Origin of the sequence: Saccharomonospora halophila 8, from assembly GCF_000383775.1 — a bacterium.
GTDB lineage: Bacteria > Actinomycetota > Actinomycetes > Mycobacteriales > Pseudonocardiaceae > Saccharomonospora > Saccharomonospora halophila.
In genome coordinates this window covers 2,174-26,179 of the sequence record NZ_KB912518.1, presented here as the reverse complement: position 1 = coordinate 26,179, position 24,006 = coordinate 2,174, and the positions used below count along the sequence as shown (strand labels likewise).

Here is a 24,006-nt window from a genome sequence, read left to right as displayed (position 1 = left end):
GTGGTGACGGCGACCGCCGACCACCCGCCCGCGTCCAGCCGTCGGGCGTTCAGCAGCGCCACGGCGGGCAGCGCCAGCACCACCAGGGGAGCCACCACCGCCACCGGCGCGAGTGCCAGCGCGAGGATCTGCAGCACCGCGCAGGCGACGAGCACGAGGAACCCGCGGATCCACGACGGGTTCCGCGCCAGCCTGCCGAGCATGCGCAGGGTCAACCCGCCCGGCCCGGCCTCCGCGCGCACGCCCCGGTGCTGCCAGTGCGCCCCCAGTGCGCTGCACACCGCTCCGAGCACCGCGCACACGATCGCGACGAGGGTCATCGGCGCTCCCCCGCCGACGCGCCCGCGGTGTCGTGTCCGGTGCCGTGTCCCGAGTCGTGTCCGCGGACGCGGCGGGTGTCCCGGTGGGTGTGGACCGCGGTGCGGAACAGATGGACGGCGAGCACCAGCAACAGCGCCAGTTCGGCCGCGAACAGGACCCGCTGCACCAGCCCGGAGACGGCACGCCAGTCGAGCGCCTCCGGGAAGTGCCACCAGAACAGCAGATCGGGCAGCCGGGTCGCCAGGTAGCCGAGTGCGAGCCCCGCCGCGACCATCGAGAGCCGCCGCAACAGGGGCGCCGCCTCGACCCAGGCCGGATACGCCCGCAACGAGTGGGCCAGGCCGAACCCGGCGAACGGCAGGGTGATGAACAGCGACGCACCCGCGAACTGGTGCACCCACCCGGCGGCGGTCTCCACCCTGGGCGAGTCGTCGGTGGGGAAGGCCGCGCACAGCACCAGCGCCACGCACCAGGTCGCCACCAGCGCCACCACCCGCGCCCCCGGGCGGATCCGCAGCTGGATCATCCCGACCAGGATCGCGACCGTGGCCAGGGCGAGGGTCACCAGCACCCCGGTGAACACCCCGGCGCCCTGCTCCACGAAGACGTAATAGCTCACCGCCCGGGACAGCGGGTCGATCTCCCCGGCGAACCGCACGGTCAGGTAGCCCATCGCCAGGATGGCGCGCACGAGCACGAGCAGCGCCAGCACCGCCAGCACACCCGCCACCAGCGCGACCGTCCCGGTGCCCCGCGCCGGGCGCCCGTCCGACGACCCGTTGCCGTCCGCCCCCATCGCCGCGCCCCCTTCGTCGCCGTCACGATCAACGAATCCGGACACGACGGTTGTTCCCGACGAACCGCCGGGAACGCCTATCCGTCGGCGGTGAGGCTGCGGCCCGACGTCGGGTCGAACAGGTGCAGCGCGTCGGTGTCGAACCACACGCGCGTCGGTTCGCCCTCGCGGGCCTCGGAGGCCGCGGGCAGCCGGGCGACGAGGGTGGAGCCGGTGCCCGGCACGTCGGTCGCGCCCGCGTCGGCGGCGAGTTCCCGCAGTTCGGCGGTGCTGGCCAGTTCGGAGTCCAGGGTGAAGTAGGCGTACTTCTCCGAACCCATCGACTCCAGCACGTCCACCGGGGCGGTGAAGGTGGCCCCGCCGCGCCGCTGCTCCTTCCCGTTCAGGGCGGCGTCGGCGAAGTCCTCCGGCCGGACGCCCACGATCACCTCGCGGGGTGCGTGCGCGGATTCCAGTAGCGCGCGCACCCGGTCGGAGAGCGGAATCCGGCCCAACGCGCTGTCCAGTCCCCCGTCGGTCACCGTGGCGGGGACGAAGTTCATCGACGGCGCGCCGATGAATCCGGCCACGAACAGGTTCGCCGGGTGGTCGTAGAGGTGTTGTGGCGAGCCGACCTGCTGCACCACCCCGCCGCGCAGCACCACGATCCGGTCGCCGAGGGTCATGGCCTCGGTCTGGTCGTGGGTGACGTAGACGGTGGTGGTGCCCAGCCGCTTCTGCAGGCGGGAGACGGACGTGCGCATCTGACCCCGGAGCTTGGCGTCGAGATTGGACAGTGGCTCGTCCATCAGGAACGCCTTCGGGTCGCGCACGATCGCCCGGCCCATCGCCACCCGCTGCCGCTGGCCGCCGGAGAGGTTCGCCGGCCTGCGGTCCAGGTGCGGGGTGAGGTCGAGGACGTCCGCGGCCTCCTCCACCTTCTCCCGCACGGTCGCGGAGTCGACCTTCGCCAGCCGCAGCGGGAAGGCCATGTTCTCCCGCACGCTCATGTGCGGGTACAGCGCGTACGACTGGAACACCATCGCGATGTCCCGGGTCTTGGGCGTCTTCTCGTTGGCCCGCTCGCCGTCGATGCGCAGCTCGCCGTCGGTGATGTCCTCCAGCCCGGCGATCATGTTCAGGGCGGTGGACTTCCCGCAGCCGGAGGGGCCGACGAGGATGACGAACTCCCCGTCGGCGATGCGCAGGTCCAGCTCCGACACGGCCGACGTCCCGTCGCCGAACCGCTTGGAGACGTTGTCGAGCACGATCTCAGCCATGACCTAACCCTTCACCGCGCCGGAGGTCAGTCCGGCGACGATCCGCCGCTGGAAGAACAACACGAACAGAACGATCGGAATGGTGATCACCACGGCCGCCGCGGAGATCGTCCCGGTCGGGTCCTCGAACTGGGAGGCGCCGGTGAAGAACGACAGCGCGGCGGGCACCGTGCGCGAGGCCTCGGTGGAGGTCAGCGAGATGGCGAACAGGAAGTCGTTCCAGCAGAAGATGAACACCAGGATCGCCGAGGTGAACACCCCCGGCGCGGCCAGCGGCGCGATGACCCTGCGGAACGCCTGCGCCGGGGTGGCGCCGTCCATCTTCGCCGCCTTCTCCAGCTCCCACGGGATCTCCCGGAAGAACGCCGACAGGGTGTAGATCGCCAGCGGCAGCGCGAACGTGATGTAGGGCAGGATCAACCCCGGCCAGGTGTCGAACAGCCCGAGCTCCCGCTCGATGTCGAACAGCGGGGTCACCAGCGAGATCTGCGGGAACATCGCGATCAGCAGGGACACCCCGATCAACGCGCGCTTGCCGGGGAAGTCCAGCCGCGCCACGGCGTAGGCGGCCATCATCCCGAGGATCACCGCGATCAGCGTGGCGATGAGCGCGATGCCGAGGGAGTTGATCAGCGGCCGCACGAACTCGTCGGTCGCGAAGATCTCGGCGTAGTTGTCCCAGGTCCACTCGCGCGGGACGAAGTGGCCGTCGCCGATCGTCTCCTTCGTCTTGAACGACAACGACGCGATCCACAGCACCGGCACGATCGCGTAGACGACCACGACGACGTCCAGCAGCGCCCACCGCGCCTTGCGGCCGGGGGTGACGGTACCCATGGCCATCAGCGCCCACTCCCCTCGTCACTGCCCGGAGCGGCGGTGCCGAACGCCTTGATGAAGACGAACGCGATGATCGCCACCGCGATGAAGATCAACACGGCCATCGTGGAGCCGATCCCGAGGTTCAGTCCGCGCATCAGGTTGTTGTAGGTCTGCATGGACACCGACGACGTGTCGTTCGACCCGCCGGTGAGGATGAAGATGTTGTCGAAGATCCGGAACGCGTCCAGGGTGCGGAACAGCAGCGCCACCAGGATCGCGGGCTTCATCACCGGCAGCATCACCCGGGTGAACCGCTGCCACGGGGTCGCGCCGTCCATCGCCGCCGCCCGCAGCAGGTCGTCCGGCACCAGCGCCAGGCCCGCCATCAGCAGCAGCGCCATGAACGGGGTCGTCTTCCACACCTCGGCCAGAATGATGATCCACAGCGACGACCACATCTGGGTCAGCGGCGCACCGTCGCCGGCGAAGGCCTCGGCGAGATACCCGGTCTCCGGGGTCCAGGCGTAGTACCAGGAGAACGCGGCCACCACCGTCACGATCCCGTACGGCACCAGGGCCACCGTGCGCACCAGGCCGCGGCCGACCAGCGTGCGGTGCATGACCAGCGCGAGTGCCATGCCGAGCACGAGTTCGAGGAACACCGACACCAGGGTGAGGAACGTCGTGACGCCGAACGCGCTCCACCAGTACGAGTTGGTGAGCACGGCGACGTAGTTCTCCAGCCCGACGAACTCCCGCTCGTCGGGGAAACGCAGGTCGTAGCGCTGCAACGACAGCCAGACCGAGTAGACGATCGGGTAGCCGGTCACCGCGATCATCACCAGCGCGGCCGGGGCTACCAGCATCAGCCCGAGCCTGCGCTCGGCCTTCTTCCCCTCGCTCCTCGGCGCCCCACGGCGCCTGCCCCGAGACGTCGACCCGGTGGCGGGGGCGGCGGGAGCCGCGTCCGCGCCGGCGGATCCGGTGGGGGCGGCCGGGGACCGCGTCGTGTCACTCACGGGATCACGCCCTTCGAGCTGAGTGCCTCCCCCAGCTGGTCACGCAGCTGCTGCGCGGTCTCGCCCGGCTCGATCCCCGCCGGCGGGGACAGCACCTCGGCCATCACGATGGACAGTGTCTGGTAGGCGGGCGTGGCCGGGCGCACCGCCGCGTCGGTGAGTTCGTCCCGGATGGTGTCCTTCATCGGGTACGTGTCGGCCATCGTCGGGTTGTCCTCCGGGTCCGCGGGCCGCGACGGGTCGAGCGGTGCCGGGTCGTCGTAGACCGAGGCGATCGTCGGTGGCACGCCGTCCTTCAACGCGGAGAACTTCTGGTGCTCGGCGCTGCGCAGGCACAGCGCCGCCTCGAACGCCTCGGGCTTGTGCTGCGAGGTGGCGGACACGGCGAGGTTGTAGCCGCCGAGGGTGCTGCGCCCGGCGCCCGGCTCCCCCACACCCGGGTAGGGCGCCCACTTGATGTGCTCCAGCTCGTCGGGCTTCTCGGACGCGTAGGCGGCGTAGACGTACGGCCAGTTGAGCTGGAAGGCGCCACGACCCTGTTGAAAGGCCATCCGGACGTCGTCCTCCTGCTGGTTGGTCAGCGACGGGTCGGTGAGCCCGGAGCCGCTGACCTCCCGCAGGATCTCCAGCGCGCGCACCGCACCGCCGTCGACCACGACGTCCCCACCGTCCGGGGAGAGGATGCGCCCGCCCGCCGACTCGGTGAGCGAGTTGTAGGCCACCACCAGGCCCTCGTACTGGGCGCCGGTGAACAGGATCTCGTGCGGCTCGCCCCGCTCCCGCAGCTCGCGGGACATGGCGATCATCTCGTCCCAGGTGCGCGGCGGCTCCGGGGTGATTCGCTCGTCGTACCAGAGCAGCCGGACGTTGGTGTTCTTCGGCGCGGCGTAGAGCTTCCCGTCCCAGGTGGCGGTCTCCAGCGGGCCGGGCAGCACGTCGTGGGAGGCTTCGGCCGCGTGCGCGCCGGTCCACTCCTCGATCCAGCCCGCCTCGGCGAACTCGGGCACCCAGGTGACGTCGAGGCCGAGGACGTCCATCGCAGTGTCCCCGGCGGCGAGCCTGCGCACCATCTGTTCGCGCTGGCCGTCGGCGCCGCGGGGGAGCTTGTTGTAGACGATCTCGTAGCGGCCGTCGGCCTGCTCGGTGCAGTCGTCCACCACGGCCTGGAAGCTGTCCTCGGGCGCGTAGTAGACGTTGATCGTCAGTCCCTCGTCCGTGCCGCACGCCGCCAGCGTCGTGGCCCCCATCGCGGTCACGCCGAGCAGCGCGGCAACTCTCCCGGGTGACCGTCGTCGACCACGCGCCACCTCGCGCATCGGCTCTCCTCCCCACCCGCGTGACCTCACAGGCGCGGCGGAGTCGCCTGTGACCGGCGTCATGAAGGTAGGGCCGACCGATCACCGAGCGCAAGCACTCACAGTAACGATCAGAGGAAGAAACCGGCGGGCGCGTCGCTCAGCCGTGTGAGCCCATCGCGAGCCGGGCGAGCAGCTCACGCCCCTTCTCGGCGTTCCGCGGCTGGCAGAGCACGTCGTAGCGCCCCGCGACGAGCTGGCTGGACGAGGAGAAGTCCCGCCGCCCGCGGGTGGAGGCGTAGCTCATCGCCGCGAAGGCAGCCCCGAACAGCACACCGGCACCGAGCCCGACCAGCACCGGGGCGTAGGAGATCTGCTCGGCGGTGCTGAACAAACTCAGCAGCAGCCCCACGAACAGCCCGAACCACGCACCGGACAGCGCACCGGTGCCCAGCACCTTGCCCCAGGACAGCTTGCCGATGACCCGCTCGACCAGCATCAGGTCGACCCCGACGATGGTCACGTCGGCGACCGGGAACTCGTTGTCGGCGAGGTGGTCGACCGCGCGCTGGGCCTCCTCGTAGGTGGCGTACGAACCGATCGGCCAGCCGGACGGCGGCGTGGGCAGGCGCGGCAACCCCGGCGCCTGACGACCCGACATGAAGGGACCGGTCACGATCATCACCCGTGTTCTGCTCGACTGCCCGCGCATCACCCGTCAGCGGGGTACCCATGATCTCACGGACCGCACACGGCCGAAACCGGGTGAACCGGGCAGCGGGTGAGGGGCGCGTACTACCGGGACGCCATGGCGACCGGGTCCATCCGGGATCTTCACGAGAACACCGCAGGCGTAGTGGCACGTGTGGAGCACGGCGAAAGGATCGGAATCACCGAACGGGACACGGTCGTGGCGCTGCTGGTGCCCGCCCGGGACCGCGGCCTGACGTCTTTGCGCGCCTCCGCCGAAGTCCGCCCCGCCGTGCGGCACGGCACCGCGGCCCTGGGGGAGCTGTGCCGCCGCGAACCCGAGACCGACGCGCCGGCAGATTGGGTCGACGACCGGCAGCAGATTCCGCAGGTCAGCTCGAAACTCTCGAGATCGAACTACCGCGGCCTCTGCAGCGACTCGCCCCCATCATCTAGGAACGAGGCGGTAGCTTCCCGATTTCAGAACCGACAATAGGAAACACAATCTTCGAAAGTTTTCGCTGAACACTCCGGATAATCTTGATCGTCCATCCATCCGAGAATCCCGTGGTCGTACTCCAATCGATTCCCGAACCCACGACTGTACTGATAAACACTATTTCCGCGGATAGCAAAACTTGTGCCCACTCCTTCGACTCCAGCGGTTCATCTGATTGCAGCTTAGCGTTCAACTGATTACAGAAGGTGAACAAACCCTCGAAGTTCCCAAATCCCATCGCAACAGCGAATTCCTCAGTACACCACGCTGGGCCGCCCCATTCTCTTAGAGCACACTGAAGTACATCAATCTCGTCGTCACTCAACAGGTCGCTCGGCGTGGTTTGCGAGTTCAATCTTCGCCTCCAGACTCAACGGAGCCCTTCCCAATAGCTGTCAAGATCGCGGGTTCTACGAAATACAGTGCCTCCATCATCGCTCATCGGATCATGCAGAACCACCGTCTCATTGTCGCGCCCAAGATACGCCTTGCGGCTATTATTCAATTCCTTAGTCCGCAATGGGTTCTCCATGACGTCACGCACATGGTCCTGAAGATCGGAGACAGACATCCCGGGAAACTCCCTCCGTGCTTCGTATCCGCATGACCAACGGCGATATCTTCGGCGCTGTCAACCCTCCAGTCGCAGTTCGAATTGTGGACAACTACGCTCGTAGCGGACTGACCAGCGTAGTAGGTATGGAGATCCTTGATTGTGGAGTTATGGACTCGACGGTAGCTGTCCGCGACGTAGACCGCCGCCACCCCGACGGTGTCGCCGGTGGTGGTGCGGAGTTGGTCGCCTTGGTTGAGGTCCTCTGCGTCGACCCACCGGTCCTGATTCTCGCTCCAGACGGGGTGTTCGGTGGTGGTGGTGAGGGTGGTGGTGTCGCCGTCGCTGGTGGTGAGGGTGAGGGTGGCGAGGTGTTTGATGCCGGTGTACGCCGCCGCGGCATCACACCCCGGATTGCACGGCGTGGTCTCGACACCAGCGAACGCCTCGGCCGCTACCGCTGGAAAATCGAACGCACCCTCGCCTGGCTCACCGGCCACCGACGACTCACCCTCCGCTACGAACGCAAAGCCCACCACTTCGCCGCATGAGACAACCTCTTAATATATTTCTGCCGACCGGCAATAAGATTGCAGCACGAATCTCGGCGCTCGTGCGAACTGCCATCATAACGACCTTATATCCCACGTCATATCATCCCCAGCTCGTATGCTGATCGATCCATCTCGAAAGCTCACGACCTGCCCATGAAGTTCGTCGACAGAGTTGTAGATATTTGACACGTTCAATATTTCATTGAATCCGGGGGACCCGATAATGTCAATATTCCCGTATCGCCACTCTTCGACAGGCCAACACCACGAAGGGAGCTCTGGCCATCGCCCCTCGGACATAACCAGCGTCCAGTCCGTAGCATTGGTCGCCACAACTGACCCACCCCCCTCTAGCAAGAACTCCAACCCCTCGCTCGAATTTTCACGAGGCTCATCCGGAATGTATTCTATACTTAGCGCGGCGCGTATGATTCGACCCGGCCTCAGCGATGACATCTCCGCTCCAAGTCAACGAGGACGGGCCTGTTGGAACCATCCATTAGGCTTGACCATCGGGAACATGGTAACGAATCGTCCGTCACCTCTGGTCACGAGGAGATCATCGCCCTTGCGGTAGAAAAAGTGATCTTCGCCGCCTCCTCCACTGGGATTCCAAGCGCCTTGTCGAACCTCATCATAAGACTCGCGAACCTCCAATATCTTGTCCCGGAACCACTTGCGAGAGGCGGAGTCGCTGGGATCGAGACCATAATCTTGTGCATGTCTACCCCACTTCTTTCCGATCTGCTTCTCGTCGATCCGAATGTCAGGGCCTCCGCAGCCAGCGTTATGCACAAGCGCTGGCTCAAACGCTGCTCCCACATAGTAGCTGTGGACGCCAATAACAGTGAGGTTGTGGACTCGACGGTAGCTGTCCGTGAGACGGATCTTTACTACCGTGACAGGATCCCCGGTGGTGGTGCGGAGTTGGTCGCCGTGGTTGAGATCCTCTGCGTCGACCCACTGGTCCTGTTCTTCGCTCCAGAATTCGTGTCCGGTGGTGGTGGTGAGGGTGGTGGTGTCGCCGTCGCTGGTGGTGAGGGTGAGGGTGGCGAGGTGTTTGATGCCGGTGCCGGTGAGGGTGGCGGTGACGGTGCGGGGGCCTTCCTCGCCGGTCTTCGGATCGGTGGCCCACACCTTCTCGCCGACCTCGACGTCCTCGATCGGCTTGGTGCTGCCGTCGGCCATGAGGACCCGGGTGCCGGGCACGAAGCTGTTACACGTGACGCCACTGCCGTGTCGGCGTGCCGTGGCTCCGGCCTCGCCCGCCGTCTCGGCACCACGACCGGCCCTCATCGCCGGCGCGAAAGTACCCAGAACCGGGATCATGGCAGCGCAGGAGATTCCGGCATCGAGGAATTCACCCTGGGCCGCGTACCACCCGCAGTTGGCTCCGTCCGGCGCTATCCCGAGAGCCGGGGCAAGTCCCGCGATGTCGAGCGCCGTATGGCCCAACTCGGCCACTTCGTCCGCCGACATGCTGCTCGCGGACGGCACCGGCCACTCACTGACATCAGGCCGCCCACAACTCCGATACATGTTGTAGCAATGATCGGAACCAGCACTCGAAGACGGAGCCGGCGCCGGCGACGGCGTCCACGACGGTTGAGGCGGCCCCCCACCATCATGAGGGTTGTCGCAGAACGCGACGCATTCCCCACCACTACGCCGCTCGCCGAACCGCTCGTACCCGGGATCGCCCGGACAGACGTTGAAATCGCAGTACGCCAACCCCGTCGGGTCCGAGAACGTCACCGGGTTGTTGTTCGAGTACGTGTAGCCGTGCATCTGCTGCGGATCCGTCGGATCCATCAACGGATCCACCGACAAGAACCGCCCCAACCCCGGGTCGTACTGCCGCGCCCCCAACGTCGTGAACCCGGCCGACTCGTCGATCGTCCCCCCGACGAACCCCCGCTGGCCGGGAAAGTCGACCTCCTCCCCACGCGGACCACCGAACGGCAACTGCCACCGACGCGTCACCTCCAACGACCCCGCCCCGACCGCGAACCGCGACGTGCCCTGATGATCACCCAACAGCCACGTCAACCCCGCCTCGGTACGCATCGCCACCGTGGAACCGGCGAACTCGTAATACCGCGTCGTGGTCGTCTCCCCACTCCCGCGGTCCCACCGCAGCTCCTGCCCCTCCAGATACAACGTCACCCCGGACGGATCCCGCCGCAGCAGCCGCTCACCATCCGCGTCGTAAACGAACCCGGTGTCCTCGTCCCCCTTCGTGGTCGCCGCCAGATTCCCCTCGACGTTCCAATCCAGGGTCTGCCGCTCACCGGCCGCCGACGTCCGCGACACCGTGTTCCCGGCCTCGTCGTAGCCGAACTCCTCCAGCGTGGTCGTGCCACCCGGCAGCTGCGTAGTCACCGAGCCCAGCGCATGCCCACCGTCCGGATACGCGTACTCCCGCACCGTGTCGCCCTCGGCCCCGTGCTCGGTCGAGGAAACCCGGTTACCCACCACGTCATAGGAGAACGAACGCCAGTACGGCGCCGGACCACCCAGCCGGCCGACCTCCGGACTCGCCGCACAATCCGACGCGGGCGTCCACGCCTGCGTCAACCGCCGCAGGTGGTCGTACGCGAAACACTGCACATCCGCCTGCTGCTCCCGCGGAGCATCCACGACCGATGTGATGTTGCCCGCCGGATCGTACGAATAGTTCGTGTCCGACTGCATCGGCTCCGGCAACTCGGCATCGACGATCGTGCGCTCCAACCGCCGCGTGTGCTCGTCGAAATACCGGGACTGCCACACCCGCTGCCCGGTCTCGCCCAACTGCGTCCGCTGCAGCTCCCCGTAGCGGGTGTACTGGGCGTCGGTGACCCACTCCGTCGTGCCCTCGCCGCTGATCCCGCCGTAGCTCGTCTGCGGGAGCCCCAGGTCATCGTGGGTCAGGCTGTACGTCTCCGCACCGAGATCGCCGGCCTCCGCGTAACCCACGCTCCTCCGGCTGCCGTCCGGGTTGTAGCCGGCGTAGGTGGAGTACGTGCCGGACACGCCCTCCTCGGACTCCGGGATGGTGAGCTGCGTCTTCAGCGGCTGGTACAGCGGGTCATAGACCGACACCTCACGGGTGTAGGCCTCGCCGTCAATCCACCGGGTCGACGACGCCAGCTGTCCCACGCCCCAGCTCGCGGTGTCGTAGGTCCACTCCGCCCGCTTCGGCCCGTCCGGCGAGTCGGCGTGCACGGCCGTGCGGCGACCCAGCACGTCGTAGGTGAACGCGAGGGTCTCACCCCGGGCGTCGGTGGTGCTGACCAGCTGCCCGGCGGCGTCGTAGCTCTTGGTGGACGTGCCCTTGTCCGGGTCGTCCATCCGCACCTGACGACCCCGCAGGTCGTAGATGAAGCCCCACTCGTTGCCACCCGGGTCGGTGATCCCGGTGAGCCGTCCCGCCGGGTCGTAGGAATAGCTGGTGCTGTCGTACTCGCCCTCGGCTGAGTCCCCGTGGTACTGCCGCAGTTCGGTCATCCGCCCGCGGGCGTCCGTGATCGTCGTCCGGGGGGTGTCCCCATCCGGGGGCGTGACGTGGACCCGGTCGCCGCCGTGGTCGACCGTGGTGCGCCACTTCTCGATGCCGCCGCCCTTGACGATCTCGGCGACCGGGCGTCCCGCCCCGTCGAACTCGGTGACGGTCAGCCCCGGCACCTCGGCATCGGTGGCCGACCAGAGGGTGTCGTCCACCGGGACGTCGTTGAAGTACGGGTCGGTCCGGTAGTACGCCCGGCCCGCCGAGTCGTAGCGGGTGTCGGTCAGCAGCCGCCCACCGCCGGGAGCGGGCTGCTGGGTCTGGCGCACCCGCAGCAGCCCGTCGTAGAGCTCCTTGCTGGTGACATAGGTACCGTTCGCGCCGAGCGATGTCGTGGTGATCACGGACGGTTCGTCGCGGGAGATGTCGTACGAGTACCGGGTGTTGCCGCGCTCGCTGCTCCGGAGGCGGTTCGGCAGCCACACCTCGGCCGTGCGGCCGAGTGCGTCGTAGGCGACCTCGGTGGTGTTCCCGCTCGGGTCGACGACCTTGACGGGCTTACCCCACGCCGCGTCCAGCGTGGTCGTGGTCTCGTGCCCCTTGGCATTGGTCACGACCTTCTGCGTCGTCGGACCGCCCTGCGCGGGGGTGTAGCTGGTGGTCGTCGCCCGGTCCAGGGCGTCGCGCTCCTCCAGCACCCGGCCGTGCCGGTCGTAGGTGCGGCTCGACGTGGTCGTCCAGGACTCCCCGCCCTCGTCCGCGAGAACGGACACGCCGGTCACGTTGCCGCGGTTCGGCGCGTCCCCGAAGGCCTTGCCGTCGTAGGAGTAGCGCTTGCCCGCCACCATGTCCTCGGGGAAGGTCGCCGACTCGGAGCAAGCCACCGAGACGGATTTCTCCTCCGCCGGAAGCGAAAGCAGCCAGGCGTCGGTGTTGCGGGCGTAGGTGGTGCGGGTGCACAGGTCGTCGGCCGGGTCGGAGACGTCACCGAGGTCGTTGACCTCCGTCGGCAGGCCCCTGTCGTCGTAGGTGAACTCCTTGCGGGTCTGGCGGAAGCCGCCCGACTCCAGCGCCGTGTAGCCACGGGTGGTCCCCGTGTTCACCCGGTAGGCCTCCAGGTCGCCCCGGGTGGCGGTCGGTCCCTGCCAGGTCGGTTCGGTGATCGTCTTGCTGACGACGTCCCCGCCGTCGCCGGCGTAGGTGATCGATTCGAGTTGCCGGCCGGAGAGCCAGTCGTGGTCGGTGTGCTCCCCGCCCTCCGAATCGGTCACGCTCACCGAACGTTCGCCGTCGGGCAGGGTGTCGCCGTCCATACCCCGGAAGAACCGCTGTTCGGTGAGGGTGGCCGGGCCGTCGTCGCCGCTGCCCTTCCGGACGCGGACCCGTCCGTAGCCGCGGAACTCGTTCCAGGTCTTGTCCTCGTCGTCCACCATCTCGGACATGCTGTGGTGCCAGGCGGCGCCGTCGAGGTACTCGTAGCTGGTGACACTCGGCACGGAGCTGGCGATCCGGTCGTGTTCACTGATCGACTCGACGACGTACTTGTGGAAGTAGTCGGTGCGCTCGGCCGAATAGGGCGCGGACCAGGTCACCGGGAAGCACCGCATCGAGTTGGTCTCCGGCTCGTCCGGTTCCGCCTCCGGACTGCATTCCGGGTCCGCGTACTTGACGGAGATGACCCCGCCCGCCTCGGAGACGATCGCGTTCATCCGGTACCGGATCAGCGACGCGTGCCCGTCGATCGCGTTGACCCGGTTCGGCTTGCCCACCCCTTCGAACGTCACCTCGGGCAGCGCGATCTCGTCACCCACGTGGCCGGTGTGCGTGACGCCCGCCAACCACAACGCCGGTTCCTCCCCGTCACCGGGGTCGGGGAACTCGTGCCGCAGGGTCCACGAGTCGACATCCCGGTAGTCGTCACCCTGGCGGACCTGGGTGGTGACCTTCGCCAGACGTTCGCTCGACCAGAAGCTCGGTGCCTGCTGGTAGTCCTCGCAGGTGTCGCCGTCGCATTCGAAGTGCCAGGGGACGTCCGGCCAGTTCTCCTCCTTCTCCCGCGTACACGTCGAGCCGGGGACGCAGCGGTCCTCCGCGGTGAACAGCACCCGGCCGGTCGCGGGACTGTCGCCGTCCTCGTGCAGGCCGTAGTCGATGCGCTTCAGCCGACCGTCGCGGACGTACTCGGTGGGTTCCTCGTTCTCGTTGCGCCCGTAGCTGTTGGTCTCGGTTTCGTAGGCGTAATGGATGACGTTGCCGTTGGTGTCGACCGCCTTGTCCAGGTTCCAGCGGTAGCCCTGGTGGCAGTAGGAGTCGGCGAACCCGTCCGCATGGCACGGTTCGCCCGTGTCGTCGCCGTAGACCGGGACCGTCCAGGTCGACTTCGCGGCGGAGCGCGCACCGTAGAAGTACTGGGTGCCGTCCGCCGTGGTGACCTTCCAGTGCTCCCCGTTGTCGTCGGCGTTGTCCGCCCCGGTCAGGCGTTCGATGCGCGACCCGTCGTCCTGTTCGGGGCGCCACGTGCCGGTGTCCTCGTCCTTGATGAGCGAGGTCGCGGACCCGTTGAAGGACAGGGTGGCGTTGTCCGACTTCCAACACAGGTCGACCGGATTGTCCTCCGGCTCCCCGGGTAGATCCTCGGCACAGCTGCCGTAGTCGCGTTCGATATAGCCGGGCCACATCGCCCAGCCGTCGCCGGCCCAGCCCGCCTGGTTGTTCGTCGTACTCGTCAGCCCGTCGACCGCGGCGGACGAGTAGGACAGCGAGACGTTCGGGGTGAACCCACCCGGCGCCGGGGGCACCCGCATCGGGTAGTTCCAGGTGAACGTGCCCGTCTGGGCCGACACGGACCATTCCGCCGACGGCTTCAGCGAGGTCGCGGTGTAACTCCCGGACCCGGCGGGGCCGCTGCCGGAGTCCTCCGGCTGGTCGCCGTGCAGCGCGTCCCGGCTGACCTCGTCCTGCTCCCGTTCCTCCATGGGCAGGTCGGTCACCGGCACCGAGGGCATCTCCGGCAGTGGCACCGACGGGCTGCCCTCGGCACCGGCCGACGGAGGCGCCTCGATGGCGGTCAACAGACCGGCCGCCATGAGCGTCGCCAGCGCGGCTGCCCGCTTCCGGCCACGGCCGCCGAGCCTACGCAGTCTGGTCCCGTGTGGACGCACGTGTCCTCCCCAGTCCGCCCGCGGTCGCGAGCGCTCGTACCGGATGTCGTTGACGCGGTGCGGTCAGACCGCCGTTTCCGGATAGTCGTCGAGTGTCCGGGCCGGGACGACGTGGGCGTTCCCGTCGTCCGTGGTCGGGCTCCGCTGCCCGTTCTCGATCAGCCAGACCTGGTCGGAATCCGGGGTGGTCACCAGAGTTCCGTCCCGCATCACCTCGGGCAGGGTCATCAGCGAGGCATGCGGCGCGGTCATCAGCTCGTCGAGGCTGCGGCCGGTCCCGAGGAACTCCTCCTCGTCGGCGACGTCGATCCGGGCGCCCCCGACCACCAGGTACAGCGCCTCGGACGTCCCGGAATCGTTCACACGCAGGGCACTGCCTTCTCCGAACTCGACGGGAGCGGGCTCTTCGATCTCGTTGTACGACTTGTAGAGGTCGTTGACCCGGTCACTACCCAACGCCCCGGCATACAGCCGGACGTCGTCCACGCTGCCGGGCCAGTACTGCGCGTGCGTTCCCGCGTCCTTGCCACGGCCGATGGCGAGGCCGCCCGTCGCGTTCCACTTGTCACGTACCGCCCCGTCGCCGAGACGTGTGCCGTTGACGTACAACCACACCTGGTCCGTGGGGGCGTCGTAAACCCCGGTGAGGTGGACCCACGTGTCGACCTCGTTCTCCAGGGTCGACACCGCCGCATCGGTCACAGTCCCGTTCTCATCGTCGGCATCGGTCACCTCGAAGATCCAGGTGCCGAGCCTGTCCCGACTGTCGGACACGTGCCCGAGGCGGAATTTGCTGGTCTGCTCCCCGTCGATGCTGACAGCGGTCGCCTTGCCACCCCGTTCCCGGAGATTCACCCACGCCGTGGCGGTGAAGCTCTCGTCCGTGCGGAGATCCACCGCCTCGGTGGAGACGTGGTCATCGGTACCGTCGAGTTCGACGCCGTTGCCGACGTAGCCCTCGACGAAGGTGGCCCCGTTGTGCAGGGTGCCGCCGCGGCCACCCACGGAGTCGGCCGTACCGGTGCCCGCGCTCTCGTTCAACGCCATGTGGTGGGTCAGGGTGAGGTCCCGGGAGGCCTGGGCGCGCACCTCCTCGCTGAACAGCGCGCGGCTGTAGAGCTTGACGTCGTCGACCGCGCCCGGCAGGAAGTTCTGCCACCCGGCGTTCCACCTGGCGCGGCCGATGCTGACGTCCTTCTCCGCGTTCCACGCCGCGGCGAAGTCCCCGGTCCCGCTCAACGCGCCGTTGACATACAGACGGACCTTGTCGTTCACCGCGTTGTAGACCACGGCCAGGTGGGTCCACACGCCGGTCTGGGCACCCTGCGAGGAGTACACCCGCATCGAGGTGGGGTCCTCCCCCGCTCCGTGCATCGCCACGGAGAAGTGCCCGCCGTGGTCGTAGCCGAGATCCACGACGGCTCGTTCCTCGCCGTTCTGGCTGACGACCGAGGACCAGCGTTCGGGCAACTCGTCCATCTTCACCCACGCGGACAGGGAGAAGCTCTTCGAGGTGTCCATGCCCGTGGGTGCGCTGATGTATTCGCTGCTGCCGTCGAAGTGCGCCGCGAGGTCACCCGCGTTCGGCTGGGCCGACTGGCCGACGACCCATGACGGATACTCCCCGAGCGAACCGTGCAGTCCGGCGTTCGTCGCGTCGGTCGCGTTCCCGTCCAGGGCCCACGACGCGACCGGGACGTCGTTGCGGCTGACGATGCCTTCGACCTCACCGCCACTGACCGCGCGGCTGTACACCCGGGCCTCGTCGATCTCGCCGGACCAGTGGTCCACGAGATATCCCTGCCATAACGCCCGGCCCATCACGAACGAGCCGGTGGCATCGAAGGCACCGTCCACCGGTCCGGTGTCGGTGAGAACACCGTCGATGTAGAGACGCACCTCGTCGGCCGGCGCGTCGTACACCCCGGCCACGTGGGTCCACACCCCGGCCTGTGCCGTCCCGGGCGCGGAGTAGGCGCGACCGGCCAGACCACCCTCCTGGTCGGCGTGCAGGAGTGAGAAGGTCCAGTTCCCGTCCCGCTGTTGCAGAAGGAAGCCACTGTTCTCCGCGCCGTCCTGGCTCAGTGCGGTGTAGGCGGCCCCGTCCGGCGCCAGCTGGTCGAGCTTGACCCACGCGGCCGCCGAGAAGCTCTGGTTCGTGCGGACGGCGGGGGCATTGGTGGACACCGCCCCGGTGACGCCGTCCAGCCGCACGGCACCACCGCTGGTGCCGTCCCCGACGAACGAGGCACCGCTGTTCAGCACCCCGGCGTCCCCACCGTCGACCGCGTTGGCCGCGGTGGTGCCCTCGGTCTCGTCGAACTTCCAGTGCCCGACCTGGACATTGTCCTTGCTGATCAGCGCCTGCACCGCGTCCGCGGACAGCGCACGGTCGTACACCCCGACCTCGTCGATGCGGCCGGGCCAGTATCCGGGTGGGTCGTCCGCCCAGGTCGAGCGACCGATGCGCAGGTCACCCGCCGCGTTCCAATGCTGGGTGTAGGGCACCGACGCGGACAGCTCACCGTTCACGTAGAGCTGCACCCGGTCGTGGACGGTGTCGTAGACGCCGGCCAGGTGGGTCCACTGCCCCTGCTGGGCGGTGGTGTCCGACGTCGCGTAGGCCCCGCCGTTCGGGTCCGCGTCCGGGTGTGGAGGCAATGCGAACTGCCAGCGGCCGTCCTCCCACGCCATCAGCAGGAAGCCGCTGCGCTGCTGTCCGTCTTGGGACACGGCCGTGACGCCGCCCGCCTGGTCGTGCTCCCCGTCCAGGCGGACCCAGGCGGCGACGGAGAAGCTCGCGTCGGTGCGGACGGCGTTGGGTGCGCGGACCTCGTCGTCGGTGCCGTCGAGTTGGACGGCCCCGCCGACCGCCCCGGTGGCCCAACCGGGATCGCCGTAGGGGGTGCCGTCGCGGTCGCCGAGGAAGGCGGTGTCGACCGCGTTGCCGTCCAGCGCCCAGTGCGACGCGGCGCCGTTCCCCGCGCGGACGTAGAAGTGGTGGGTCGTCATCGGGCTGCGCAGGCCGGCACGGTCGACGCTCTGCACGTACAGGTCCACCGGACCGTCCCGGGGTGGGGTGAGCGAGACCGTCGCGTCGCCGCCGAGTGCGTCGGCGTCCACGGTGTTCGTCGGCGGGTCGGAGAAGCCGTACCGGTAGTGATCGACATCGTCGACGCCGTTCGCCGTGAAGGTGAACTCCCCGGGTACGTCCGCACCGCCGTGCCAGGCGTTGTCGTCCTGATACAACGGGCTGGACACGCCCGGCGCGGAATCCGGCGCCACACGGTCGACGACGAAGCTCGGTCCGTCCCGGCTCGGGCCGGTCAGTGCGCCGTCGTGGGCGCGGACGGACCAGGACACGGTCTCGCCGTGTCGGACGGTCAGGTCGAGCGGGGTGCCGTAAGTGGATCCGGAGGCCAACCACTGGGTCCTGGAGATCGACTCGCCACCCGCGTCGATGCTCCACCGGCCCTGAACCTGGCCGCCGTCCGGATCGCTCAGCTTCGCCTGCAGGGTGACCTGGTCCGCACCGTAGTACCGGTCGCCGTCACACCACGTGCACGGATCCGCGATCCCCGGGTCGGTCCCGACCGAGGCCGGCGCATTCGGCACCCGGTTGAATTTTACCGACAGCCGAGGGTGAAAGTTGACGCCGTTCTCCTCCTTCACGTGAAAGCGCTTCCAGGCGGCGTCGTTGTTGCTGTTCTCGTCCGCAGCCAGCGCTTTCAATGCGAGATTGACGTTGTTCCACCCGCCGTCGGCCCCTTGCTGCACCGCGCTCGTGGCGTCCAAGCCGATCCAGGAAGGACCACAGGGCTGACCCGCCTTCGGAACGGAACGGACCGAGCTGAGGTAGTCAACGAAGTCGGGCTGGTTGTTCCAGGTCGTGCCGGGGCCGATGGGCGAGGTCAACCACAACAGCACCGGAGGGACCTTGCTCGCGTCGCAGGTGTGCGCGTACTTCCACACCTGGTAGGCGCGGAACTCGGCACTCTCGATGTGCGCTCCCTCCAGGACCTTGACCGGGAACTGGAAGAACGAGCGATCCATGTAGTCGCTCGGCCAGCCTGGCGCGTGGCCCACCCGGGCGACACCCTTGTACCGCTCGTCGTCATCCCTCGGGGAGAGGTTCCAGTGGGACTGGTTCGGGTACGCACGCCGGGCGAGCGTCCACGCCGCCTGATTCGGTGTGATCTCGCTGAAGTCGGGATCGATGACGAGCGGGAACTCGGCCTCGGAGTCGTGCAACAGCTCCTCGTCCGGCGTGAGTGTCAGCGTCTTCTCCGTGACATCGACACCGACCGGAGCCTCCTTGTGCACGGATGCCGACTCCGTCGACGCCGCGGCCGCCGGTCGGGACTCCCACATCTTCGGTGCGGGTGCCTGGAAGACCGCGTCCCCGGCGTCGTCATGAGCGCGGAGATTCCCGGCGTCGTCGACCGAGACCTGCACGTTCTCGGTGTCCAGCGCGAGATCGATACGCGCCAGCTCCGACGTCGCGGCGGCCTGCGGGGTCTTGACCACGACCTCATAGGCGAAGCCGCGCCGTGTCGCACGCACCCGCAGGTCAACCCCGGACCGCACCTCCGGATAGGTCGCCGAGTTTCCGTCGATCGTCGGCTCGGGTAGCTCGCCCGGCCAGCTCAGCGACAACCGCGCGTCTTCCCGGGAGATCGAGACGAGGTCGCGGTCGCCTCCGGCGGCGAAGGCGACCTCGGCCACCGACGCCTTCGGCCGGAGTGACCCGTCCTCGCCCTCGACGAGCGAGGTGTCGATCGGCACCCACTCGCCGTCGCGGCGGACCCGTTCCGGCACGACGGACTGCTCCAGGGTCAGGGTGCCGTCCGGATTGGCCTCCACCGTTCTCGACTCGGTCGTCAGGTCTGTGACCCGCACCGACTCACCCTGCTTCCGGGCCGCCGTGAGCGCCTCGCTCTCGGTCGCCGCGGCGGTCGTCACCTCGCTGTCCACCTGTTCCGGAACCGCGTGGGCGGACAGGCCCGGCAGCAGCGTCGCCATCATGGCGGTCACCGTGACGGTCAGTGTTATACGGAACGAGTGCGTGCGTGAGCCGGTCCGGCGCGATCCCACCGTCGCGTCTCCTCCCCCAGCGACGCCGCGCCACCGCAGCGTCTTGGTGATCAAAGCAGTGCGGTGGGTGAGTCTGCGCGACAGCCCAGAGCGGTCACAGCCGCCGATCGGCGCAGGATCTGATCACGGAACCAGTTCGGCCGTGATTCGACGGTGACCGACTCGTGGGGGCCGGCCGGGTGCCCGTGACTTCATGATCGGCAGCCCCGCACATCCCACGGCGACACAACCGCCCCCGTCGAAAGTGATCACTTCGTTATGCCTCGGCGTGCTGGCCGACGTCGCTCGCCGTCCGCGCGGGCGGGACGGGCGACGCCCCAGGTACCTCGTCCGTGAGCGCACGCCCGCGCTCCACGACCGCCTCCCCGGACGACGCGCCCGCCGTCTCGGCCGGCTCGGCCTCCCCTGCTCCGGCCTCCTGTCCGGCCTCGGGCTCGCCCCGCCCGGCGGCGTCCCGTTTCGCGGACTCGTCCAGGAAGCGCAGCATCTCCACCGGGAACGGCAGCACGAGCGTCGAGTTCTTCTCCGCCGAGACCTCCACCACCGTCTCCAACAGCCGCAGCTGCAACGCGGCGGGGGTGTCGGCCATCCGGGCCGCCGCCTGGGACAGCTTCTCCGAGGCCTGCAGTTCGCCCTCGGCCGAGATCACCCGGCCGCGCCGCTCGCGTTCGGCCTCGGCCTGGCGGGACATCGCCCGCTTCATCGCCTCCGGCAGCGCGACGTCCTTGATCTCCACCCGGTCGATGTGCACGCCCCAGTTGGCGGCCGGGCTGTCGATCATCAGTTCCAGCCCCTCGTTCAGCGCCTCCCGGCGGGAGAGCAGGTCGTCGAGGCTGCTCTCCCCGATCGTGCGACGCAGGCTCGACTGGGCGACCTGCAGCATCGCGAAGCGGTAGTTCTCCACCCCGACGATCGCCTGCACCGGGTCGATCACCTTGAAGTACACGACGGCGTCCACCCGCACGGTGACGTTGTCCCGGGTGATGCCGTCCTGCCCGGGCACCGGCAGCGTGACGATCTGCATGTTGACCTTCGTCATGCGGTCGACGCCCGGCACGATCAGTTTCAACCCGGGGTCCCGGGGCACGCGGTGCACCCGCCCGAACCGGAACACCAGTCCGCGTTCGTACTGCCGGACGATCCGCACCGAGGACATCGCCGCGACCACCAGCACCAGGCCGACGACGACGAGCACCGTGATCAGCGTTTCCATGCAGGCCCGCCTTCCCGCGGGTCACACCGTCGGCCACCGCACACGGACCCGCGCACGGACGTCGGGTCGGGTCGGCGGTGCGGCCCCCGATCGTATCGATCGTGTGTGATCCATATTACACCACGTCGCGGTCCGGGGCCTCGCGCGGCCGTTGTGGCAGGCACGGATCACGGGGGACGTAGCATGAGGGGAGCAAGCGCAACCCCCAGCGACGAAAAGGTCGGTGCCCGAGCAGTGACCACCACGCAAGAGACCCCCAGCGTCGAGGACGTGCGCACCGCACTGAACGACGTCCACGACCCGGAGATCCACAAGCCGATCACCGAGCTCGGCATGGTCAAGGACATCACGATCGGCGACGACGGCGTCGTGCACGTGGCCATCTACCTGACGGTGGCGGGCTGTCCGCTGAAGGACACGATCACCCGCGACACCACGTCGGCCGTGCAGAAGCTGGACGGGGTGCGCGACGTGCGCGTCGAGCTGGACGTCATGAGTGACGAGCAGCGCACCGAACTGCGCCAGAAGCTGCGCGGCGACTCCGAGGAGCCGGAGATCCCGTTCGCCCAGCCCGGCTCGATGACCCGCGTCTACGCCGTCGCTTCCGGCAAGGGCGGCGTGGGCAAGTCGAGCGTCACCGTGAACCTCGCCGCCGCGATGGCACGCAAGGGCCTGTCGGTGGGCGTGGTGGACGCCGACATCTACGGCCACTCGGTACCGCGGATGCTGGGGGCGGCCGAGAAGCCCACCAAGGTCGAGAAGATGATCATGCCGCCGCAGGCGCACGGCGTGAAGACGATCTCGATCGGCATGTTCACCCCGGGCAACACGCCGGTGGTGTGGCGGGGGCCGATGCTGCATCGGGCGCTGCAGCAGTTCCTCGCCGACGTCTTCTGGGGCGACCTGGACATCCTGCTGCTGGACCTGCCGCCCGGCACCGGCGACATCGCCATCTCGGTGGCCCAGCTCATCCCGAACGCGGAGCTGCTGGTGGTCACCACGCCGCAGCAGGCCGCGGCCGAGGTCGCCGAGCGTGCGGGCGCGATCGCGTTGCAGACCCGCCAGCGGGTGGCCGGGGTCATCGAGAACATGTCCTGGTTCGAGGGGCCCGACGGCAGCCGCATGGAGATCTTCGGCTCCGGTGGTGGACAGACGGTGGCCGATTCGCTGACCAAATCCGTCGGCGCCGAGGTGCCGCTGCTCGGCCAGGTGCCGCTGGAGCCCGCGCTGCGCGAGCAGGGTGACGCGGGCACACCGCTGGTGCTGTCCGAGCCGGAGGCCCCGGCGAGCACGGTGCTCACCGAGGCGGCCGAAAAACTGTCCGTCCGCGCCCGCGGCCTGTCCGGCATGATGCTCAACGTCACCCCGGCGGGCCGCTGACGCCCCACCCCACCAACCCGCGAGTCGCCGTCTCTGGCCCCGCGAGTCGACACTCCAGGACCGCGAGTTGGCGTGCCAGGACTGCGAGGGGTTTCGCACGGGCGTGGCGCGCAGCCGTCCAGCGGAGGGCACGGGAGGGCGACTCGCCGGGTCTGAGTGCCGCCTCGCGGGTTCGTGGTGTCGACTCGCGGGCCGAGAACGTCGACTCGCCGGTCCTGGAGTGGCAACTCGCGGGGCTGGAGTGGCGACTCGCGGGGTGGGTCAGGTGGCGTCCGGGTCGACCGGGGGTTTCTCGCCCGGCCGGAGGGGGCCCGCGTCCGCGGGGCGGCCGGTGTCGGCGTAGCCGTTGGGCTTGACGGACGAGGAGCCCGGATCGGTCCGGTTGAGGTTGTCCAGGCCCAACGGGTCCCGGTCGCCGTCGAAGAGGTGCTGGGTCACCGCGCGTTTCGGGTCGAAGTTGCGCAGGTTCCGCAGGTCCTCGACGGGTTTGCGGAACTCCTCGTACTCCGGCCCCATCTCGTCGCGCAACTGTTGCCGCGCCCCCGTCGCGAAATCCCGGACCTTGCGCAGTGACCGGCCGAGCCAGGCCGCCGCCTCCGGCAACCGTTCGGGGCCCAGGATGAACAGACCGGCGATGATGAGAACGACGATCTCGCTCCAGCCGATGCTCTCGAACATGCCGACACCTCCGCCTCGAACCCGGTGCGCCGACAGCGTACCCCGTCCGTGGCGGTTCCGGGTCAGTCCGAGCCCAGGGTGACCTCGACGGTCAACGGCCGGCCCCCGCGCACCAACCGCACCGGGACCGCCTCACCGATGTCGTGTTCGCGCACCGCCACGGTGAGTTCGGCCGCGGTCCGCACCCGGCGGTCGCCCACCTTCGTGATCACGTCACCCTCGGCGATCCCGGCCCGCGCCGCGGGGCCGCCCTCGACGACGTTGCGGATCTGGGCGCCCTCGGACGCGGTCGCCGACACCGACGCCGCGTTCACCCCGATCGCGGCGTGCTCGACCTGCCCGTCGGCGATCAGCTGCTCACTGATCTCGATGGCCTGGTTCACCGGGATCGCGAACCCGAGACCGATACTGCCGCCCTCGCCGCCACTGCCGACCGTCCGGATCATCGAGTTGATCCCCACGAGCGCACCGGTCGAGTCCACCAGCGCGCCGCCGGAGTTGCCGGGGTTGATGGCCGCGTCCGTCTGGATCGCGTCGTAGGTCACCGCCGGGTTGCCGTCCTCCCCGGGCGCGGTCACCGGCCGGTTCAGCGCACTGACGATGCCCTCGGTCACCGTGTTCTCCAGCCCGAACGGCGAGCCGATCGCCATCACCGCGTCCCCGGGGGCGAGCGCACCGGAGTCCCCGATCCGGATCACCACGGGGTTGGCGACGTCGACCTTGAGCACGGCGAGGTCGGTCTTCGGGTCGGTGCCCACGATCCGCCCCGGCACGCGCGTCCCGTCGGTGAACACCGCGCGCACCTCGGTGTTCTCGTTGTCCACCGCCTGGGCGACGACGTGGTGGTTGGTGAGCACGTAACCCTGACCGTCGATGACGACACCGGACCCGACCCCGCCGGCCTGCCCGGACTCCACCTCGATCGAGACGACGGCCGGCGCCACCCGGTCCGCGATCGCGGCCACGGACCCCGCGGGCCGTTCCTTGCCGTGCCGGGCCTCCGCGATCTCGAGCTCCCCGGTGAGTGCGTCGCCCGCGTTGGCCAGCGCCCACCCGACCGCGCCCCCCAACGCACCGACGAGCAGGGCCACCACGCCGAGCAACGCCAGGGCCGTGGGCCGGACCCGACGGCCGAACAGCACCTCGGGCAGGCTCAGTTGCGGACCCCGGGGCCGTTCGCGCTCC

Annotated in this window: 15 protein-coding genes and 2 pseudogenes; 3 read left to right on the top strand and 14 right to left on the bottom strand. The window is 68.7% G+C overall.

What is annotated here, in order from left to right; all coding sequences use genetic code 11:
• The 7 genes and pseudogenes from SACHA_RS25075 to SACHA_RS0107550 all read right to left on the bottom strand — a co-directional run.
• Nucleotides 1-320, bottom strand: a pseudogene (locus SACHA_RS25075) (hypothetical protein); the annotation flags it as partial.
• Nucleotides 317-1,162: a DUF998 domain-containing protein gene (locus tag SACHA_RS0107575; RefSeq protein ID WP_232211836.1), complete on the bottom strand. Its 846-nt coding sequence runs from the start codon at nucleotides 1,160-1,162 to the stop codon at nucleotides 317-319. The gene SACHA_RS0107575 and the pseudogene SACHA_RS25075, both read right to left, overlap by 4 nt.
• A 32-nt stretch (nucleotides 1,163-1,194) precedes the next feature.
• Nucleotides 1,195-2,376, bottom strand: a complete 1,182-nt coding sequence (locus tag SACHA_RS0107570; RefSeq protein ID WP_019808483.1) for an ABC transporter ATP-binding protein — start codon at nucleotides 2,374-2,376, stop codon at nucleotides 1,195-1,197.
• Between the two features lie 3 nt (nucleotides 2,377-2,379).
• Entirely contained in the window at nucleotides 2,380-3,219 is an 840-nt protein-coding gene (locus SACHA_RS0107565) for a carbohydrate ABC transporter permease (protein ID WP_019808482.1), read from the bottom strand.
• Nucleotides 3,219-4,217, bottom strand: coding sequence for a carbohydrate ABC transporter permease (locus SACHA_RS0107560; RefSeq protein WP_051110127.1), 999 nt, complete (start codon nucleotides 4,215-4,217; stop codon nucleotides 3,219-3,221). The genes SACHA_RS0107565 and SACHA_RS0107560 overlap by 1 nt, the downstream gene beginning before the upstream one ends.
• The gene (locus SACHA_RS0107555; RefSeq protein WP_028662973.1) at nucleotides 4,214-5,533 is read right to left on the bottom strand and encodes an ABC transporter substrate-binding protein; all 1,320 of its coding nucleotides are present in this window, start codon (nucleotides 5,531-5,533) and stop codon (nucleotides 4,214-4,216) included. The genes SACHA_RS0107560 and SACHA_RS0107555 overlap by 4 nt, the downstream gene beginning before the upstream one ends.
• A gap of 139 nt (nucleotides 5,534-5,672) precedes the next feature.
• Nucleotides 5,673-6,194: a general stress protein gene (locus tag SACHA_RS0107550; RefSeq protein ID WP_028662972.1), complete on the bottom strand. Its 522-nt coding sequence runs from the start codon at nucleotides 6,192-6,194 to the stop codon at nucleotides 5,673-5,675.
• A 126-nt stretch (nucleotides 6,195-6,320) separates the two neighbouring features.
• Between SACHA_RS0107550 and SACHA_RS25070 the strand changes: the two genes are divergently transcribed.
• Complete coding sequence (locus tag SACHA_RS25070) at nucleotides 6,321-6,698, top strand: type II toxin-antitoxin system Phd/YefM family antitoxin (RefSeq protein WP_198010113.1); 378 nt, start codon at nucleotides 6,321-6,323, stop codon at nucleotides 6,696-6,698.
• Nucleotides 6,699-7,071: 373 nt separating this feature from the next.
• Here SACHA_RS25070 and SACHA_RS26045 read toward each other — a convergent pair whose 3' ends face one another.
• Both SACHA_RS26045 and SACHA_RS26565 read right to left on the bottom strand, forming a co-directional pair.
• Nucleotides 7,072-7,272, bottom strand: coding sequence for a hypothetical protein (locus SACHA_RS26045; protein WP_232211835.1), 201 nt, complete (start codon nucleotides 7,270-7,272; stop codon nucleotides 7,072-7,074).
• On the bottom strand, nucleotides 7,203-7,634 hold the full coding sequence (locus SACHA_RS26565; protein ID WP_408640316.1) for a polymorphic toxin-type HINT domain-containing protein: 432 nt from the start codon (nucleotides 7,632-7,634) through the stop codon (nucleotides 7,203-7,205). Before SACHA_RS26565 ends, SACHA_RS26045 begins: the two co-directional genes overlap by 70 nt.
• 9 nt (nucleotides 7,635-7,643) lie before the next feature.
• Here SACHA_RS26565 and SACHA_RS24370 point away from each other — a divergent pair.
• Nucleotides 7,644-7,805 (top strand): annotated as a pseudogene (locus SACHA_RS24370) (IS5/IS1182 family transposase); the annotation flags it as partial.
• Between the two features lie 471 nt (nucleotides 7,806-8,276).
• On the opposite strand, the gene SACHA_RS20860 reads toward SACHA_RS24370, so the two are convergent.
• From SACHA_RS20860 to SACHA_RS20855, 3 genes are all read right to left on the bottom strand, one after another.
• Nucleotides 8,277-14,456, bottom strand: coding sequence for a polymorphic toxin-type HINT domain-containing protein (locus SACHA_RS20860; RefSeq protein WP_198010112.1), 6,180 nt, complete (start codon nucleotides 14,454-14,456; stop codon nucleotides 8,277-8,279).
• 63 nt (nucleotides 14,457-14,519) lie between these two features.
• A complete protein-coding gene (locus tag SACHA_RS0107530) occupies nucleotides 14,520-19,550 on the bottom strand; it encodes a LamG-like jellyroll fold domain-containing protein (protein ID WP_232211834.1) in 5,031 nt (1,676 codons plus the stop codon).
• 256 nt (nucleotides 19,551-19,806) lie between these two features.
• On the bottom strand, nucleotides 19,807-20,763 hold the full coding sequence (locus SACHA_RS20855) for a slipin family protein (protein WP_019808475.1): 957 nt from the start codon (nucleotides 20,761-20,763) through the stop codon (nucleotides 19,807-19,809).
• 234 nt (nucleotides 20,764-20,997) lie between these two features.
• On the opposite strand from SACHA_RS20855, the gene SACHA_RS0107520 reads away from it, so the two are divergent.
• On the top strand, nucleotides 20,998-22,143 hold the full coding sequence (locus tag SACHA_RS0107520; protein WP_019808474.1) for an Mrp/NBP35 family ATP-binding protein: 1,146 nt from the start codon (nucleotides 20,998-21,000) through the stop codon (nucleotides 22,141-22,143).
• Between the two features lie 261 nt (nucleotides 22,144-22,404).
• On the opposite strand, the gene tatB is transcribed toward SACHA_RS0107520, so the two are convergent.
• Nucleotides 22,405-22,821 (bottom strand): Sec-independent protein translocase protein TatB, encoded by a 417-nt coding sequence (gene tatB, locus SACHA_RS0107515; protein WP_019808473.1) that lies wholly within the window; start codon nucleotides 22,819-22,821, stop codon nucleotides 22,405-22,407.
• A gap of 62 nt (nucleotides 22,822-22,883) precedes the next feature.
• On the bottom strand, nucleotides 22,884-24,006 hold a 1,123-nt coding region (locus SACHA_RS20850; RefSeq protein WP_039738319.1), incomplete at its 5' end, for a S1C family serine protease.